The organism is Paenibacillus sp. FA6 (genome assembly GCF_051550225.1).
In the GTDB taxonomy this organism is placed as follows: Bacteria; Bacillota; Bacilli; order Paenibacillales; family Paenibacillaceae; genus Paenibacillus_AQ.
Genome location: NZ_CP188820.1, coordinates 1,055,179 through 1,072,150 on the forward strand (window position 1 = coordinate 1,055,179; position 16,972 = coordinate 1,072,150).

Annotated in this window: 18 protein-coding genes; 13 read left to right on the plus strand and 5 right to left on the minus strand. The window is 41.4% G+C overall.

All coding sequences use genetic code 11. From position 1 onward, the window contains the following. The first annotated feature begins 19 nt into the window (after nucleotides 1-19). The 5 genes from ACP8HI_RS04825 (at nucleotide 20) to ACP8HI_RS04845 (ending at nucleotide 3,100) form a co-directional block, all read left to right on the plus strand. Complete coding sequence (locus ACP8HI_RS04825) at nucleotides 20-478, plus strand: VOC family protein (protein WP_438349996.1); 459 nt, start codon at nucleotides 20-22, stop codon at nucleotides 476-478. A gap of 49 nt (nucleotides 479-527) precedes the next feature. Next, nucleotides 528-1,226, plus strand: a complete 699-nt coding sequence (locus tag ACP8HI_RS04830) for an SDR family oxidoreductase (RefSeq protein WP_438349997.1) — start codon at nucleotides 528-530, stop codon at nucleotides 1,224-1,226. Between the two features lie 36 nt (nucleotides 1,227-1,262). Further along, the gene (locus ACP8HI_RS04835) at nucleotides 1,263-1,955 is read left to right on the plus strand and encodes a ThuA domain-containing protein (RefSeq protein ID WP_438349998.1); all 693 of its coding nucleotides are present in this window, start codon (nucleotides 1,263-1,265) and stop codon (nucleotides 1,953-1,955) included. Between the two features lie 14 nt (nucleotides 1,956-1,969). Further along, on the plus strand, nucleotides 1,970-2,488 hold the full coding sequence (locus ACP8HI_RS04840) for a DNA topology modulation protein (RefSeq protein WP_438349999.1): 519 nt from the start codon (nucleotides 1,970-1,972) through the stop codon (nucleotides 2,486-2,488). 69 nt (nucleotides 2,489-2,557) lie between these two features. After that, nucleotides 2,558-3,100, plus strand: coding sequence for a GNAT family N-acetyltransferase (locus tag ACP8HI_RS04845; protein ID WP_438350000.1), 543 nt, complete (start codon nucleotides 2,558-2,560; stop codon nucleotides 3,098-3,100). Between the two features lie 13 nt (nucleotides 3,101-3,113). On the opposite strand, the gene ACP8HI_RS04850 is transcribed toward ACP8HI_RS04845, so the two are convergent. The 3 genes from ACP8HI_RS04850 to ACP8HI_RS04860 all read right to left on the minus strand — a co-directional run bounded on the left by ACP8HI_RS04850 (nucleotide 3,114) and on the right by ACP8HI_RS04860 (nucleotide 5,346). After that, on the minus strand, nucleotides 3,114-3,773 hold the full coding sequence (locus ACP8HI_RS04850) for an MBL fold metallo-hydrolase (protein WP_438350001.1): 660 nt from the start codon (nucleotides 3,771-3,773) through the stop codon (nucleotides 3,114-3,116). Nucleotide 3,774: 1 nt separating this feature from the next. Further along, nucleotides 3,775-4,407 (minus strand): TetR/AcrR family transcriptional regulator, encoded by a 633-nt coding sequence (locus ACP8HI_RS04855; RefSeq protein ID WP_438350002.1) that lies wholly within the window; start codon nucleotides 4,405-4,407, stop codon nucleotides 3,775-3,777. Nucleotides 4,408-4,590: 183 nt separating this feature from the next. After that, on the minus strand, nucleotides 4,591-5,346 hold the full coding sequence (locus tag ACP8HI_RS04860) for a DeoR/GlpR family DNA-binding transcription regulator (protein WP_438350003.1): 756 nt from the start codon (nucleotides 5,344-5,346) through the stop codon (nucleotides 4,591-4,593). Nucleotides 5,347-5,589: 243 nt separating this feature from the next. Here ACP8HI_RS04860 and rhaD point away from each other — a divergent pair, with 243 nt between their 5' ends. Then, nucleotides 5,590-6,450, plus strand: a complete 861-nt coding sequence (gene rhaD / locus ACP8HI_RS04865) for a rhamnulose-1-phosphate aldolase (protein ID WP_438350004.1) — start codon at nucleotides 5,590-5,592, stop codon at nucleotides 6,448-6,450. A 119-nt stretch (nucleotides 6,451-6,569) separates the two neighbouring features. Here rhaD and ACP8HI_RS04870 read toward each other — a convergent pair whose 3' ends face one another. Further along, the gene (locus ACP8HI_RS04870; protein WP_438350005.1) at nucleotides 6,570-7,565 is read right to left on the minus strand and encodes a LacI family DNA-binding transcriptional regulator; all 996 of its coding nucleotides are present in this window, start codon (nucleotides 7,563-7,565) and stop codon (nucleotides 6,570-6,572) included. A gap of 178 nt (nucleotides 7,566-7,743) precedes the next feature. On the opposite strand from ACP8HI_RS04870, the gene ACP8HI_RS04875 reads away from it, so the two are divergent. The 7 genes from ACP8HI_RS04875 to ACP8HI_RS04905 are packed head-to-tail and all read left to right on the plus strand — an operon-like array spanning nucleotide 7,744 to nucleotide 15,845. Next, nucleotides 7,744-8,511 (plus strand): SDR family oxidoreductase, encoded by a 768-nt coding sequence (locus ACP8HI_RS04875; RefSeq protein ID WP_438350006.1) that lies wholly within the window; start codon nucleotides 7,744-7,746, stop codon nucleotides 8,509-8,511. Continuing rightward, a complete protein-coding gene (locus ACP8HI_RS04880) occupies nucleotides 8,508-9,788 on the plus strand; it encodes a lactate racemase domain-containing protein (RefSeq protein WP_438350007.1) in 1,281 nt (426 codons plus the stop codon). The genes ACP8HI_RS04875 and ACP8HI_RS04880 overlap by 4 nt, the downstream gene beginning before the upstream one ends. Beyond that, complete coding sequence (locus ACP8HI_RS04885) at nucleotides 9,785-11,359, plus strand: gluconokinase (protein ID WP_438350008.1); 1,575 nt, start codon at nucleotides 9,785-9,787, stop codon at nucleotides 11,357-11,359. Before ACP8HI_RS04880 ends, ACP8HI_RS04885 begins: the two co-directional genes overlap by 4 nt. Before the next feature lie 40 nt (nucleotides 11,360-11,399). After that, nucleotides 11,400-12,236, plus strand: coding sequence for an ATP-dependent sacrificial sulfur transferase LarE (gene larE / locus ACP8HI_RS04890; protein WP_438350009.1), 837 nt, complete (start codon nucleotides 11,400-11,402; stop codon nucleotides 12,234-12,236). Further along, the gene (gene larB / locus ACP8HI_RS04895) at nucleotides 12,223-12,903 is read left to right on the plus strand and encodes a nickel pincer cofactor biosynthesis protein LarB (RefSeq protein WP_438350010.1); all 681 of its coding nucleotides are present in this window, start codon (nucleotides 12,223-12,225) and stop codon (nucleotides 12,901-12,903) included. The genes larE and larB overlap by 14 nt, the downstream gene beginning before the upstream one ends. Continuing rightward, nucleotides 12,900-14,324 (plus strand): nickel pincer cofactor biosynthesis protein LarC, encoded by a 1,425-nt coding sequence (gene larC / locus ACP8HI_RS04900; protein WP_438350011.1) that lies wholly within the window; start codon nucleotides 12,900-12,902, stop codon nucleotides 14,322-14,324. Before larB ends, larC begins: the two co-directional genes overlap by 4 nt. Nucleotides 14,325-14,360: 36 nt before the next feature. Then, a complete protein-coding gene (locus tag ACP8HI_RS04905; protein WP_438350012.1) occupies nucleotides 14,361-15,845 on the plus strand; it encodes a tagaturonate epimerase family protein in 1,485 nt (494 codons plus the stop codon). 81 nt (nucleotides 15,846-15,926) lie between these two features. On the opposite strand, the gene ACP8HI_RS04910 is transcribed toward ACP8HI_RS04905, so the two are convergent. Next, a complete protein-coding gene (locus tag ACP8HI_RS04910) occupies nucleotides 15,927-16,829 on the minus strand; it encodes a SurA N-terminal domain-containing protein (protein ID WP_438350013.1) in 903 nt (300 codons plus the stop codon). Nucleotides 16,830-16,972: the final 143 nt, after the last annotated feature.

Consider the following 16,972-nt stretch of genomic DNA (forward strand, 5'->3'; position numbering starts at 1 on the left):
CTAAAGGAGACTGATAACGATGGAAAAGAACATATTGGGAACTCAAGTCGTGACACAAATCGGGATCATCGTAAAAGATATTGAAAAGGTATCACAAGCTTATGCTGATTTCTTCGGCATTGAGAAACCAAAGTGGTCTATGACTGATCCGCTTGAAATGTCACAGACTGAATATAAAGGTCAACCTGCAGAAGCACGGGCAAAGCTCGCTTTTATCGATTGTGGCCAACTGCAAATTGAATTAATTGAGCCCGATGAGAATCCGAGTACATGGCGTGAATTCCTTGATGAACAGGGCGAAGGAGTTCATCATATCGCATTCATGATCCATGGAATGAAGGAAAAGGTGATGTTGCTCGAGAAGAATGGCATGCCGTTGATTCAGAAAGGTGAATATACAGGTGGGCGCTACGCTTACATAGACAGCTCTGATCATTTGAAGGTACTTATTGAATTGCTTGAGAATGATAATAACTAAACACCCAGTGTAACGAAATTGATAGATTGAAGGAGACTGATTGAACGCCATGAGAATATTGATAACAGGTGCTGGACAAGGATTGGGCTACGCCGCGGTTAGAGAAGGATTGTTACGTGGACATGATGTCATAGCGGGAAGTAGAAACCCGGAGCGGGATGAGGAACGACTACGCGAATTACATTCTGGCACAGGGAAACTTACTATTGTTCCATTAGATGTAACGAAAGAGAATTCGATATTCCAGGCAAAAGAAACGATTGAGTCTGAGATGGACTATATTGATGTAATTCTGAATAACGCAGGCATTCTAATCGCCCGTAATGAGACTATTGAATCTTTAGACTTTGGTGATATGGAACAGACGATGGAGACCAATGTCTACGGTCCGATGAAGATGATTAAGCATTTCTTGCCATTACTTCGTCGGAGTGAAAATGCTTGTATTATCAATGTAAGCTCCGAATCAGGATGCTTCACTAGCGCTTACGGTGGGGATTATCCGTATGCGATATCTAAGAATGCTCTGACTTTCTTCTCGGCTCAGTTAAAGAATGCATTAAAACCGGAAGGTTTCAGTGTCATCTCAATTCATCCAGGATGGATACGCACGCCAATGGGTGGAGACCAAGCTCCGGGGGATCCAGAGGATACAGCCAGAGGAATATTAGATATGATCGAGGGGAAAGTGAAGTTGCCAGATGATGCTTGGATGGTTGATCATAAAGGTCAACCGATGCCTTTCTAACATATAGATTTAAGCACAGAAAGGAGATTTGCCGATATGAAAAAGGTACTAGCCATAGTTGGGGACTTTTACCATGACCTTGCCCTGATCCAACAATCGTTGACTGAAATTCTCTCTCCGCACATCGCGGAGGGGAAGGTTCAGCTTGAATTTTGTGAACCCAGTTGGATAAGTGAACGGCTGAATGACAAGCCGGATATAACTATTCTATTTGCAGAAAATAGAGTAGATCCACAGAACGAACCTGAACTGCGTTGGATGACATCAGAAGTCTCAAAGCAGATTGAACAGTATGTAGAACAAGATGGAGCTTGGATTGCGTGGCATGCCGGAATGGCATCTTATGATGAGGATTGCGAATATGTACAAATGTTACGTGGATCCTTTCTTTACCATCCATCAGAAAATGCTGAAGTTACATATCATCCAGTATTGGACAAGTCTATTCCATGGACAGAGAGTTCAGATCTGGTATCAGAGCTTGGCATGAACAGGGGATCATTCTCATTCCTCGATGAACATTATTTTGTGAAATGCGACGAAGCCAATACACATGTATTCTTGCGTTCCAGCTCGAAAGATGGAGAGGCACCAGCTGGTTGGATTCATACTTACGGGCAGGGAAGAGTTGGATGTATCACCCCAGCTCATCGATCTGAGGGTCTGTTTCATCCATCGTTCATTGTTTGCATGCGACATTTGTTTGGCTGGACGGCTCAGATCGACTGAATAGGAGAATACGAATGGAAAGAGTCATGATCATTGGATCAGGTGGATCGGGAAAATCAACACTTGCTAGAAAACTATCGAATATTACTAGATTGCCTTTATATCATTTGGATGCGTATTATTGGCAACCTGGATGGATTGCGACTCCAAATGAGGAGTGGGATACTTTCCAACAAGAGCTTATTCTAAACAATGAATGGATCATCGATGGAAACTATAGTAGAACATTAGATATTAGAATTGCGAGAGCAGATACAATCATTTTCTTTGATTTATCCCCATGGATAACTACATTTAGAGTTATTAAACGAAGAATTAAGTACCATGGAAGAACTAGGCCAGATTTAAATGAAGGATGCCCTGAACAGTTAGATTGGGAATTCATTAGATGGGTATGGAATTTCAGAAAACATAAAAGACCAGCCATTCTCGATAAACTAAAGATTCATGAAAAGGATAAGAATATTATCATCCTTAGATCATTTAGGGAAGTGAAAAGCCTGTTAGATCAATTTAGAAATCGGACAACTTAGAATCAATCGATTTTCATAGAAGAATACGCTGAGGCGTCTAACCCGCTCTAAGACAGGAGATTAAATTTGATGTTTTTATTTAGAAAAGATGAAATGAGGCTTAGGCAACTTAGAGCGGAAGATGCTACCTTATTGTTGAAATGGCTGTCTGATCCAATGGTGCTGGAATACTACGAAGGTCGTGATCGTCCACACGATATGAAATTAATTAGAGAGAATTTCTATGACAATAGAGAAGGTATCACGCAATGCATCATTCAATACAAAGAAGTAGAGATAGGGTATATTCAGTTCTACTTCATTGATGATCAAGAAAAGAAGGAATATGGATACGAAGGATTTGCAGGTAATATATATGGATTGGATCAATTCATAGGGGAAGTTGAATATTGGAACCAAGGTATCGGTTCACTTTTGATAAAAGAGATCGTTCATTATCTAATCACGAATAAAGAAGCGGGCAAAATTGTTATGGACCCTCAAACTTGGAATACAAGAGCTCTGAGGGTATACGAAAAGAATGGGTTTGAGAAAAAGAAGCTGCTTGAGAAACACGAATGGCATGAAGGAGAATTAAGGGACTGTTGGCTTGTTGAGTATGATGTCGGGTAGAAATTGACACTTGTTATGACTTCAAGTAATTGTCTAACTGATCCGCAGGTCGGAGAACGGATGATCCATGACAGACTTCAAGTCGGAGTGGTTTCAATTGACGGACAATGGAACTGCTTCGGATGGCTTCAGCCATATCAGCGGTAAATATCGCCATTGGTTTACGGAGTTTACCTTTTTTAGCAGTGAAAAGATCTCCAACCAACAGCACTTGATCCTCCTGATGGTAATAGACGACATGACCGGGTGAGTGACCCGGGGTGTGGTAAGGTGTTAATCCCCCAATGGATTGAAGTACCCCGTGTTCGTTCTCGGGAAGGGCATGCGTGAGTTGCTTAGCAACGGTGATCGCTGCCTTTTTTCTACGAGGATAGGGAAGTTCTCCTTCTATATAAGGGATTTCAATCGGATGGGCGAATACAGGGACCTGGGTATCTTCTAGTATTCGTTGGATGGCTCCGGTATGATCGCCATGACCATGGGTTAAGAGAATGGTTGTCAGTGGTCCTGCATCCAGTTTTTCTATAAATGTAAGAATACCTTTGGCCATGAAGGGTATCCCTGCATCGACCAAGGTTACTCCTTCCTCATTAACAACAATCCACACGTGAATCGGAATCACTATCCATATCTTCAAACTCCAAATATGATCTGAAATTTGTGTTATTTTCATTTTATTTCACTCCTTTTAATTTTCCATGTATACCGATCAATAGCACCTCAATCGCCTCTTCAAAAGTAGGTAACAATCTGTCCATCAGGCTCTCGAGGGATTCTTCAGAATGGGTATAAGTACTTACGATGCCATGCAAGGTGAAGAAATAGATGCGCGTGTACATCAAGAGAAGTTCATCATTCCCCTCAATGACAAAGCAATATTGAAGTGTCTCCTCCAGAAATGTAAACAAAGAAATCCGCATTTTATTAATTTCATTCGCTGAGTCTTCTTGATCCACACGCGATGACTTTACGGCTATAAAGGTCGTGTATATATTCCGATGAAGCAAGCAAAAACGAATAAATTCAAGGCTGACGGTTTTAAGCTTTTCTTCAGGGGATAAATTTATCTGTAGGGAGATACTCTTAAGCTGTGTTTTTAATGCTTCGAGTGGGGGCATAGAGAGCTGGTGAAGTAGTGCTTCTTTATCCTTGAAATAAATGTAAATCGTAGTATGGGAACAACCTGCCACTTTGGCAATTTCTCGCATCGTAACCGAATCGAACCCTCGAGTAGAGAACAGCTGTCCAGCCGCCTTAATAATCTCTTTCTTCGTCTCTTGTGAACGAAGTTCCTGTTTAGTTAACATTTCTGATAAGCACTCCTATTGGGATAATAAAATAAGATAACCAACGGTTAGTAACCGATGGTAACATTATAACCAGTGGTTACCTATCTTGTCAATAAACAATAATAGTTGGATGTATTACATGCAAGTGTAATTTGGGGAAACATCTGTAGAGAGGAGGATAATACTCATCCTCCTCACAGTTTAATAAATAACTTCAATATCAACCTCCGCTAATCGCTCTAACCACTGATTGGAGGGCTTCTGATCTGTAATGATATAATGGATAAAATTCAGTTCGGTTAGCTTTACAAAGGCAACCTTATCAAATTTCGTATGGTCAGCTAGCAGAATAACTTTGTTAGCTTGTTTGAGCATCGTTTTCTTCAATTCACATTCTGGTTCATTGGAATCTGTAATCCCCTTATCGAGCGAAAGTCCCTTACAACCGATAATAACCGTATCCACGTTATATTTCTGAACTGTTTCTAGAGAGATCGGACCTACTAATGAAAGTGAACGGTAGCGCAGAGAGCCTCCAGTTGAAATGATATTCAAGTTGGAATTTGCAAATTCAGAAAGAATATTAATAGAATTTGTGATCATTGTGAGATTACTTTTATTAGTTAACGTTTTCACAAATTCGAATGCCGTTGAACTGGGATCCACCATTAGGGTATCGCCATCTTGAATTAAATGTAGAGCCTTCAAGGCAATATCTCTTTTCATATCCATATTAATCGTATTCCTAGTCGAATAGGGAAGATCCTCGTTCGTGTGTCGATTGAGCATAGCTCCACCGTAAGTACGAGTTACAATTCCTTCTTTCTCTAACTTCTCTAAATCACGACGAATGGTCTCTTCTGTGACATCAAACATTTTACTTAAGTCCGCGACCAATACGCGCTTATCTTGATGAATAAGGTCAATCGTTCGTTGCCTTCTCTCAGCTGCTAACATTAGGACACCACTCTTTCATTAACAAATTAATCTTATATTACAATAAGACAACCATCTTAATATTAGCAACTTTAAGTGATTACCGATACATTATTTCTTTACTTGTCATTAAAAATACACAAACAAAACATAAAACAACATTAAATATGATTGTTATGTTGACAATAAAGAATAGTGAACGTAGGATAAATGTATAGACCCCAATAATCTTAAACTAGACTGACTATAAAGGAGAGAGCTACTGTGACTTTAGTATTTAAGGTTGATGAGCCAGCAAGGAGTAATTTGTCAGCAATCGAAGTACCTTTTATACGTGAAATGGCGGATATTACTTATCATATGTGGAAATTGGGTTGGGACGAACGTAACGGAGGGAATATCAGTTATTTGTTAGATGAGTCCGAAGTTAGCAAATATATCGATACACAGAAAGTGATTAGGACGATTGATTTGACCTTTCCAGTCGAGCCATTAGCAAGTAAGTATTTCATTGTGACCGGTTCGGGTAAGTATTTCAAAAATATGATCTCAGATCCTGAGTCGAACCTGGGTGTTATTCGGGTATCGTCTACGGGGAAGAGCATCGATATTTTGTGGGGATTGAATGATGGAGCAGTTCCAACAAGTGAGCTGGCATCTCATTTCATGAGTCATATTGAACGGTTACGAGTGGATCCCACGCATCGGGTAGTCATGCATACGCACTCGACTAACACACTAGCGATGACTTTTATTCATGATTTGGATGAATTGATGTTTACTCGGACCTTATGGGAGATGTGTACGGAATGTATCGTTGTCTTCCCTGATGGTGTTAGTGTGATTCCTTGGATGGTGCCAGGGAGTAATGAGATTGGGCGAGAAACAGCGAAGAAGATGAAGGATCATCGAATTGTCATTTGGCCGCAACATGGCATATTCGGTACAGGATCTACGTTGGATGAAACATTTGGACTGATTGAAACGGTAGAAAAGGCTGCGCAAATATATATGTTAGTAGCTCAACATCCGATTAAACAGCAAATAACGGACCAGCAATTGATTGATTTAGCAAAGACTTTCGGTGTCACCCCAGTTGCAGGAATTCTTCAAGGGAATGCATAGAGGAATAACAAGTAAGCCTAATGGTCTAACAGAGCTGCCTTAGTATATGAAAAATAACGGATTTTAACGTAGAAAATACGTGTGGAATCCGTTATTTTTGTCCCGGTAGCCGATAAGAATCAAATCCTTGCAGGTATTGATGTGGATGAGCGGATAACTAGCTCTGGTACCAAATAAATGGAGGGTACAGGATCCTTTTGCTCAATCATCGTAAGTAAGGTTCGCACCGTCGTGCTAACAATTTCCTCCAGCGATACACCTACTGCTGTCATAGGCACTTCAAGTTCTTCCATTTGTTGAATATTATCATAGCTAATGATGGACAATTGTTCCGGCACCTGGATTTGTAATTCGGTCGCAGCACGCAAGATTCCCTTAGTAAGATCGTAGCTTCCGCTGATGATGGCAGTTGGTTGATTGGAAGAGACAAGTAATTGTTTCGTGATCATATAACCGTCATAAGTGTCTAGACTATTCACGGGAATAAGGGATTCTATCGTGATAGGCAGGTGATATTTGGCCAATTGCTCGGTAAAAGCAGCTACCTTCTCAGATTGTAAGGGGTCCTTCGAATTCGTATTTCCTACATAGGCAATTCGCTCATGACCTAGTGAAACCAAATGCTCAATGGCAAGTTCAATAGCTTTACTTCGAGTAGCGTCAATTGTTGTGAATGGTGTTAATCCATTCACACCATAATAAAGAATAGGAATGACTGACTGTTTAGTAAAGTTCTGTAATTCTTCACCTTCTCGGTCATAGAACACAAGAATGGCATCACACTGTAAGCGAAGGAAGGTTTCAATTGCTAATTCGGTCTGATTGATTGACAACAGTGTTGTATAATTATGCTTGGCCATTTCATTATTGATCCGAGTAATTAACGCTGATGGAGCGAATCGTTCTACTGAAGGCCATACTACGCCAATTGTCCAGCTTTTATTCGATACGAGTCTGCGAGCGGCAGTATTAGGTTGGTATCCTAACTCGAGAGAGATATCTAATATTCTCTGTTTCGTATCCATGTGCACAAGCGGACTGTCGTTAAGTGCCTTACTAACAGTGGAGAAACTTACACCTGCACGTTCGGCTATATCTTTAATCGTAACGGACACTTCATTGATCCCTCCTACAATTAACAACGTTGTTATTATAGCATAGACCATTCAAAACGATAAGGAATTTATTTGTTGTAAAGAGGTAGACAGTACATATAAAGTGGGTTATTATGATTAATAACAACGTTGTTATTTGCGTTAATATAGCAATATACCATTAGGAGGGACTATTATTATGAATTTATTTGATCTAACTGATACAACTTCAGTAGTTATAGGTGGGAACGGCGTACTTGGAGGAGCGATGTCTGAGGCTTTAGCATCTCAAGGTTCACGAGTAGCTATCGTTGGACGTAATCTTGATAAGGCAAATGACGTGAAGAAACGGATTGAAGAAGCTGGTGGAGAAGCTGAAGTATTCCAAGCAGATGTGACAGTGGAAGATGAATTAAAAGAAGTGCTGAAGCAGGTCTTGGCATGGACGGGTAGCATTGATACTTTGGTGAACTGTTCTGGAACGAATAGTTCAACGCCATTCTTTGAACTTAAGATGGACGAGTGGGATAAGATTATGGATGTCAACTTGAAGAGCGTTGTATTAGCAAGTCAAATATTTGGTAAGCAAATGATTGATCAAGGCCGGGGTGGCTCGATCATTAATATATCTTCTGTTTCCTCTGATCCACCGTTATCCAAAGTGTTTACGTACTCTGCTTCCAAAGCAGGCGTGAACAGTGTAACGAAATTTCTTGCTCGTGAGTTAGCACCGCATAATATTAGAGTTAATGCGATAATTCCTGGGTTCTTCCCAGCTGAACAGAATAAGAAGATTCTATCACCAGAACGGACAGCATCTATTATGACTCATACACCAATGAATCGCTTTGGTAATCCAGAGGAATTACAAGGAACTACAATTTACTTAGCATCTAAGAAAGCGTCCTCATTCGTAACGGGAGCATTAATTCGTGTAGATGGCGGATTTGGAGCGATGACCATATGAGTAACGATCTATTAAGTCAAATGCTGAAGGATATCCCCGTGCCTCGCATGGTGAAGATCCGTCAACATTTCGATGATACGAAGCTGGATGATCCCATTGCTGAATTAAAGTTGAAGCTCGAAGAATCGGGATGTATTCCTACCATTGCTAAGGGGAGTAGAGTAGCCGTTGCTGTAGGAAGCCGTGGAATATATAAGATTGATGAAATAACAAAATGCGTGATTGATGAATTGAAACGTGCAGGAACAGAACCTTTTATCGTCCCTTGCATGGGTAGCCACGGTGGCGCGACTGATCAAGGACAGAGTGATGTACTTGCGCATTTAGGAATAGATGAGAAGAGCATGGGCGTTCCGGTTCGATCATCTATGGATGTTGTGTTGATAGATACTCTTCCTAATGGATTACCTGTCTATGTGGATAGAATTGCTGCAACAGAGGCAGATGCCATTGTCGTTATTAATCGCGTGAAGCCGCATACAGCATTCCGTGGTTCCATTGAAAGTGGATTGCTGAAGATGATCGCGATTGGTCTGGGTAAACAAAAAGGTGCAGAAGCAACCCATCAATTGGGATTTAAATATATGGCGGAGAATGTTCCGGCTATGGCTGCAAGAATGATTGACAAGCTACCGATCGTATTCGGAGTTGCCTTGATAGAGAATGCTTATGATCAGACATGTAGAATAGAGGTCGTTCCAGCAGCGGAAATGGAGGAGCGGGAACCAGAACTTCTTCTTGAAGCGAAAAGACGTTTACCACAAATCATGTTCTCTAATCTGGATGTATTAGTGATAGATTATATCGGTAAAAATATTAGTGGAGATGGTATGGATCCAAATGTGACGGGCCGTTATCCAACGCCTTATGCACATGGAGGACCTGAGATCAACAAGATGGTTGTTTTGGATTTAACGGAAGAGTCTCAGGGGAATGTTAATGGTGTAGGTACAGCAGATTTCACGACGCAACGGTTGGTTAGTAAGGCTGATTGGATAGCTACTTATGCCAATGGTCTGACTTCCACGGTATGTGCTCCTACGAAACAGGCAACAACACTTAGTAATGACCGAGATGCGATTAAAGCAGCGGTCAAAACTTGCAATATTCTTGATTTCACCACATGCAGATTAGTAAGAATCAAAGATACATTACATTTGGGTGAGATTGAGATTTCTGAGAATTTACTTGAAGAAGTGAAGGGAAATTCTCGAATCAAAGTTATTAGTGAACCCTTTGAATGGCAATTTGATCAGGAGGGGTATCTAAGTAAATGAAGAATGAACCCAATTTTGTAGTTGCTGTGGATATCGGTACGACAAGCGCAAAGACATTATTGATTGATCGTGCAGGGAAGGTCACAGGTGTCCATTCCATTGCGTATCCACTTCATGTTCCGCAATCAGATATGGCAGAACAAGATCCTGAGCAAATTTTTCAAGCAGTTATTGATGGTATGAATGCAGTAATTGTAACATCGGGAGTTCATCCGGATGATATTTTGTGTGTGTCATTCAGTTCAGCTATGCACAGTCTTATCGTTATGGATGAGCAACATCAACCATTGACCGCGAGCATTATATGGGCAGACCAGAGAAGTGTTGAAGCGGCCGAAGAATTGATCAGAAATGGGAAGGGTCAATCCATTTATCAGAATACGGGAACCCCGATCCATCCGATGTCTCCTTTGACGAAGCTGATTTGGTTACGTGAGCATCGACCAGAGATATATCAACAGGCTTCTAAATTTATCGGTATAAAAGAATATATATTCTATCGTTTGTTTAAGGAATACACGATTGATTATTCGATTGCAAGTGCCACAGGAATGTTCAATATTCATCAGTTAGATTGGGATGAGCAGGCTCTTCAAGTGACTGGGATAAGTAAGCAACAGTTATCTGATCCCGTGCCCACAACACATGTGATAAAAGGAATAGATCCTGAATACGCTTCTAAGATTGGGATTAATCAGGATACGCCATTTGTCATTGGAGCATCAGATGGTGTGCTAGCTAACCTTGGAATCGGTGTGATGGATTCAAGTGAAGCTGCTGTATCGATTGGAACGAGTAGTGCCGTTCGTGCGGTTGTACGCCAACCAACACTTGATCCTGAAGGTCGATTGTTCTGCTATGCGCTAGCAGAGGACTACTGGGTGATTGGTGGCGCTTCGAATAACGGTGGGGTTGTACTTCGCTGGACGGTTGAACAATTATTCTCGGATGGATTAGCACCGCTAGGGCAACATCAGTTTGCACAATATACTTCTTTTCTAGAAGTAGCTAGACAGGCACCTCCTGGGGCTAATGGGCTTTTGTTTCTACCACTATTAACAGGTGAGAGAGCGCCGTTTTGGGATGCTAAGGCAAGAGGAGTATACTTCGGGTTATCAATGGGCCATCACAAATCTCATATGCTAAGAGCAGCAATGGAAGGAATAATCTTTCAAATTGGATCGATTGTATCCTTGATGGAGGGGCTTGCTGTGAAGCCAACAGTTATAAGAGCTTCTGGTGGAGTACTACAATCTGAACTTATCTGTCAGATTATGGCGGATGTTCTGGGGATTCCAGTTGAAGTACCTGAAGTTATTGAGAGCTCAGGTCTTGGTGCTGCTAAGTTAGGTCTATACGCTATGGGAGTGATTGATAAGCTGGTAGATCCTACTGGGTCTACTAAGGCGTCCTCTAATGAGCGCTATGAACCCAATGAACAGAATCATCAACTTTACCAACAACTACTGCCTATATATCTGAAAGTCTATAGCCAATTGAAAGATAGCTATAAGGAAATTGCCAAATTCCAAATACCGGATGCTACTAGTATTAAGGAAATGACAACTTAAAACTTCGTGGATTCTTTAATGGAATGAAAGGTGTGAGGAAATGTCTGAACTACAGCATAAATATGACCAACTAAAAGAGACATTAGCTGAAATGAAGCGAGTAGTGGTGGCATTCTCCGGTGGTGTGGATAGCACACTTTTACTAAAAGTGGCATTGGATACACTTGGGGCGGACAATGTATTGGCTGTCACAACAGATTCGGAAACATACCCTTCTCGCGAGTTGAAAGATGCGAAGCGAATTGCTATAGAGTTAGGTGCGCCGCATAAAGTAGTATATACATCTGAGCTAGCAATACCGGGATATGTGGAGAACACACAGAATCGTTGTTATTTCTGCAAAAAAAATCTGTTCGAAGAGTTACTTCCCTATATTAATGACAGTGTAGAAGGATATGACCACTTAGTATTTGGCCTCATAGCAGATGATATGAGTGAACATAGACCAGGCGTGAAAGCAGCTCGAGAATATGGAGTTCGCGGACCGCTACAAGAAGTGGGTTTATTCAAACCTGAGATTAGAGAGCTTGGGAAGCAGCTCGGAATATCGAACTGGGATAAACCATCCTTCGCATGCTTGTCTTCACGGATTGCCTATGGGGAGACGATTACACTTAAGAATATAAGCAAAGTAGATCAAGCAGAAGATTATCTTCTGTCAATAGGGTTTCGTCAAGTTCGAGTTCGAACGCATAATAGTATTGCCCGAATTGAAGTTGAACCCAATGAAATGACCCATCTGCTCGAGATGGGAACTGAAATTACGAACCAATTGCGTAAGATAGGCTATGAATTTGTAACGATGGATCTTTCCGGTTATAAAAGTGGCAGTATGAATCGCGTATTGGAACGAGGAGGCAGTCATGAGCTCGTTTGAGGAATTGGGATTCTGTAAGTTGGATACGGACCGTGAACAAAGAACGGGATTCCCCGAAGTTGTGTTTGGTGCTGGGAAGACTAAGGAACAAATTACAATCATAGTTTCACGTCTCATTGAGAAACATGGTCGCGTTATGGTTACTAGGTTAGCGCCAAGTATAGGCGCTGAATTGATGGTGTTATTTCCTGAGGGAGTCTATCAAGCCATTCCGCAAATCTTCACCTATGGAACAGCGAAGCGTCTTTTCTTAGGGAAAGTTACTGTGCTAAGCGGGGGGACCTCGGATATGCCTGTTGCAGAAGAGGCGGCCATCACTGCGGAGTGGATGGGTTGTAAAGTAGAGCGAATCTATGATGTGGGTGTGGCAGGAATTGACAGATTACTAGCATATCGCGAGAATATCCAAAGTGCCAATGTTGTCATAGTAGTTGCCGGCATGGAAGGGGCATTGGCTAGTGTTGTAGGTGGTCTTGTGCGAAGACCTGTTATCGCAGTGCCTACTTCCGTAGGATATGGTTGCCATTTCGAAGGTCTAACGCCTCTATTATCGATGATGACATCCTGTGCAGCAGGGATTTCAGTAGTTAACATTGATAACGGTTTCGGTGCGGGGTACAACGCAGCCATTATTCAACAATTGGTAGCGGAGGCGAATGACAAATGAGTAGAGTATTATATTTCGATTGTTTCGCAGGGATTGCTGGAGATATGGCCTTATCAGCCTTAATTGATCTAGGAGCGGATATCGATTATATCCGAGATCACCTGAAGCTACTTCCCTTTGATCCTTTCGAAATGCATGTTGAAACTGTCGTGAAGCAAGGGATGTCAGCCAAGAAACTAGTCCTCCGATTTGAAAAAGAGGCTGATGGCCACAGTCACGATCATAGCCATGATCATGGCCACAGTCACGATCATAGTCATGATCACGGGCACAGCCACGATCATAGTCATGATCACGGACACAGCCACGATCATAATGATGATCACGGACACAGTCACGATCATAGTCATGATCACGGACACAGCCACGATCATAATGATGATCACGGACACAGTCACGATCATAGTCATGATCACGGACACAGTCACGATCATAGTCATGATCACGGACATAGCCAAGATCATGTCCATCGTAAAGCTTCGGGAATTATAAAGGATATTCAACAATCCTCATTACCGGAACGTGTCAAGCTTAGAAGTGTTCGGATTTTTCAAGCGATCGCTGTTGCGGAAGGTAAAATTCATGGCATGAGTCCAGAAGATGTTCATTTTCATGAAGTAGGTGCCATGGATTCTATCATTGATATTATCGGCGTGTGTCTGGCACTCGAGAACCTCGATATTGATACTATCGAATCATCGCCTGTTCCGACGGGAAGAGGAAGAATGCGAATGGCGCATGGTCTGTACCCTATTCCGGCACCCGCTACATTGGAGATTCTAAAGGGCATCCCATTGGATGACTTTGCTGTAGAGAGCGAATTGACAACTCCTACTGGAGCCGGAATTCTAAAGGCTCTTGCGACACGCTTTGGATTACTCCCTGCAGCACAAATCGAAAGAATGGGTTATGGAGCAGGGACGAAGGATTTCGCCCATCCCAACGTGTTACGTGTATGTCTAATTGAACACGATGAGCATAGCCAGCGAGAGACGATTCAAGTTCTGGAGGCTCAATTAGATGACTGTACAGGTGAGATGATGGCTTTCGCGATGGAGCGTTTGTTGGAAGCAGGAGCACTGGATGTATTTTACACATCCATTTATATGAAGAAGAACAGACCTGGTGTATTAGTGACTGTATTATCTTTACCCGATCATGTGGATCAATGTGAAGAGACGCTATTAAGAGAAACGACAACCTTTGGGGTTCGTAAAAGCGAATGGTCTCGCAAAATACTAGATCGTAAATGGATCTCTGTGGATACGAAATATGGAACGATTAGAGTGAAGCAAGCGTGGCAAGATCAGAAGGTTATCCACCAAGGCCCCGAGTACGAAGATGCCGCTAAGGCGGCTAGAGAACATCAGATCCCCATTAAGTGGGTGTATGACGAGGTTTCAGCACAATTAACTCGTTAGCAATAATAAAATACTATTATATGGAGGTTTATTATTATGAAACAAATTGCCCAATCTTTAAAAGAAGGTCGCGTTGAATCCGCATCACCACAACAGGTGAAAATTTATGAACGTTCTCTACATACCCATAATACAGATCACCTTCTTATGCTTAAAGTGGAAGGTAAGAAAGCAATCATGGTGGTTGGCGACGGTGAATTGTTTAATGAACTGGCTGGTGAAGTGCAAGATGGGTTTAAATTATGTCCTTTATCCCATGAGAATCGTATCATTCTTGCCAGATACTTCTCGCATTTATCACCGAAAGCTTTTGGAAGACAGTCAACAACATTTGGTTTAGGGGATCGCTTGGGACTTGCAGGGCCGGGGCATTTAGCGACACTCAGAGGTCGTCCTGTCTCACCGGTTCTAGCACAACAAAGTATCCGTGAACTTGCCTTGACTGGCAGAACTTATCTTGATGTGCTTGATGCAGCTAGTTTTGCAGCATTTCAAGAGGGATTCAGAGATGGATACGGAGCTGATGGGGATCATTTGAAAGAAGAAGCAGACATTCAGATGTCTCTCGATCTAGGATTTACCATGCTGACGCTAGATTGTTCAGAGAAGATTCCAAGTGATATTCAGGATCTCAATGATCTTGAATTAAATGAACGTTATGGGCTACTGTCAGAAGAGATACGTAAGGATTATGAAGGAAGATACCTAGATCAATCATTCCAGGTGGGTGAAGAGAAAGTATTCTTTGATCATAAAGAATTTATGAAATGTGTCCTTATTTATAATGAAGCTATTCCATTCATGGTCTACATTTATGAAAAATATATTAAATCGGTGGATCGCGAGATTGACTTTGAAATTTCCATAGACGAAACGGTGACTCCAACATCTCCGGAAGCTCATTATTTCGTAGCAGCGGAACTAGAACGTAACCATGTTAGTATATTTAGTATGGCCCCAAGATTTTGTGGAGAATTCCAAAAAGGAATAGATTACATCGGAGATCTCGAACAATTTGAGAAAGAACTACGTATTCATGCAGCGATTGCTGATCACTTTGGATTTAAACTCAGTATCCATTCTGGAAGCGATAAGTTAAGCGTATTTCCGGTGATTGCTAAGTATACGAAGGGACGCTTCCATGTGAAAACAGCAGGAACGAATTGGCTCGAAGCGATAAGAACAGTAGCGAAGGAGAACCCTTCATTGTATCGTAGAATGCATGCTTACGCACTGGAGCACTTCGAAGAAGCCAAAGCCTACTATCATGTGACTACAAACATTTCCAGAATTAAGCCTTTGGATCAAGTGTCTGACGAGCAGTTACCAGAGTATATGGAAGAAGATAATGCACGTCAATTACTCCATATTACGTATGGTATATTACTAAAGGCACAAGATGAATCTGGTCAGAATCTATTTAGTGACGAGTTCTTCGATACGCTTGAGAAGAAAGAAGAGGCTTATGAGCAGTCGCTCAAGTCGCATATTGGCAAACACTTGGATTTGCTAAACGTCTAGCCGCCTAATAACCAATAAGAACTAACAAACAGACCACATGAGTTGATCTCATGTGGTCTGTTTGCTGAAATTAGTTAAATGTTATTTTACGGGTTCAGTAACTGGCTCATCAGTAGTAGGCTCATCAGTAGTTGTCTCAGGTGTCTTCACATCTGTAACTAGTGTATTCTTGATGTCTGCTTTTGATTTAAGTCCAGCGATCCATTCCGAAGATAAAGTTGAAAGTTGTTGACCGGTCAACATTTCTTTAATATCAGCAGATGACTCTTCGAGTGTTGCTGTGCCAAATGTATCTGCATTGCTTTCGAAGAATGCCTTGATATCCTCATCAGTTACCTTTACTTGTGGTTCTACTAATTTACGTATTTTTACTTGAATTTGCATTTCTTTCTTTAGGTTGTCCAATGTCATACCCATTTGGGTAAGAGCTGCTGTGAACTCTTCTTCCGTTCCGAAGTTTTTCTTAATCGTATCCAATTCTTTGGTTACGTCTTCTTCCGATACAGTAACTTTTGCTTTGGTCACTTCTTGTTCAATAAGTTGTTCTGTAATAAGATTGTCGAGTGTCTGAGTACCACCAAGAGTAACCAATTCGTTATAAAGCGTCTCCTTAGTAATATCAACACCATTCACAGTAGCTACGGCGGTAGTTCCTCCATTGCCACCAAAAGGTGGTTTAATAAGAACAATCACTAGAACAATAGCAAGCAGAAGAGAAAGACCCATCCATAGCTTAGGGCTACTGTTAGATGGTGGAGCAATTGCGGATACTTGATTTGATGGATTCTGATTGTCTTGATTTTGAAAAAGAACAGCCGTCTCATCCGAGTTTAATGATTCTGTAGTGGAAAGGATGGGCTCGTCTACAATCAGTTCATCTTCAACCACTTCATTTTCAATACTCTCATTTTTTTCTGAGTTTGTTTCCTCAGGCTTTTCTTCAAAAGATTCATTCTCTGGATTTCCTAGTTCTTTGTCAGTCATTACTTTGTAATCCCCCTTAATATTAGATGCACGTTTACTAGACTTTAGTTTAACAGAAGTTGGAGTTCCATTCCTTAAGAGTTTATAAAATTATTTTAATTTTCTTTAAGGGAATTTTAATTTTTGTCCATTACTCCGTGAGC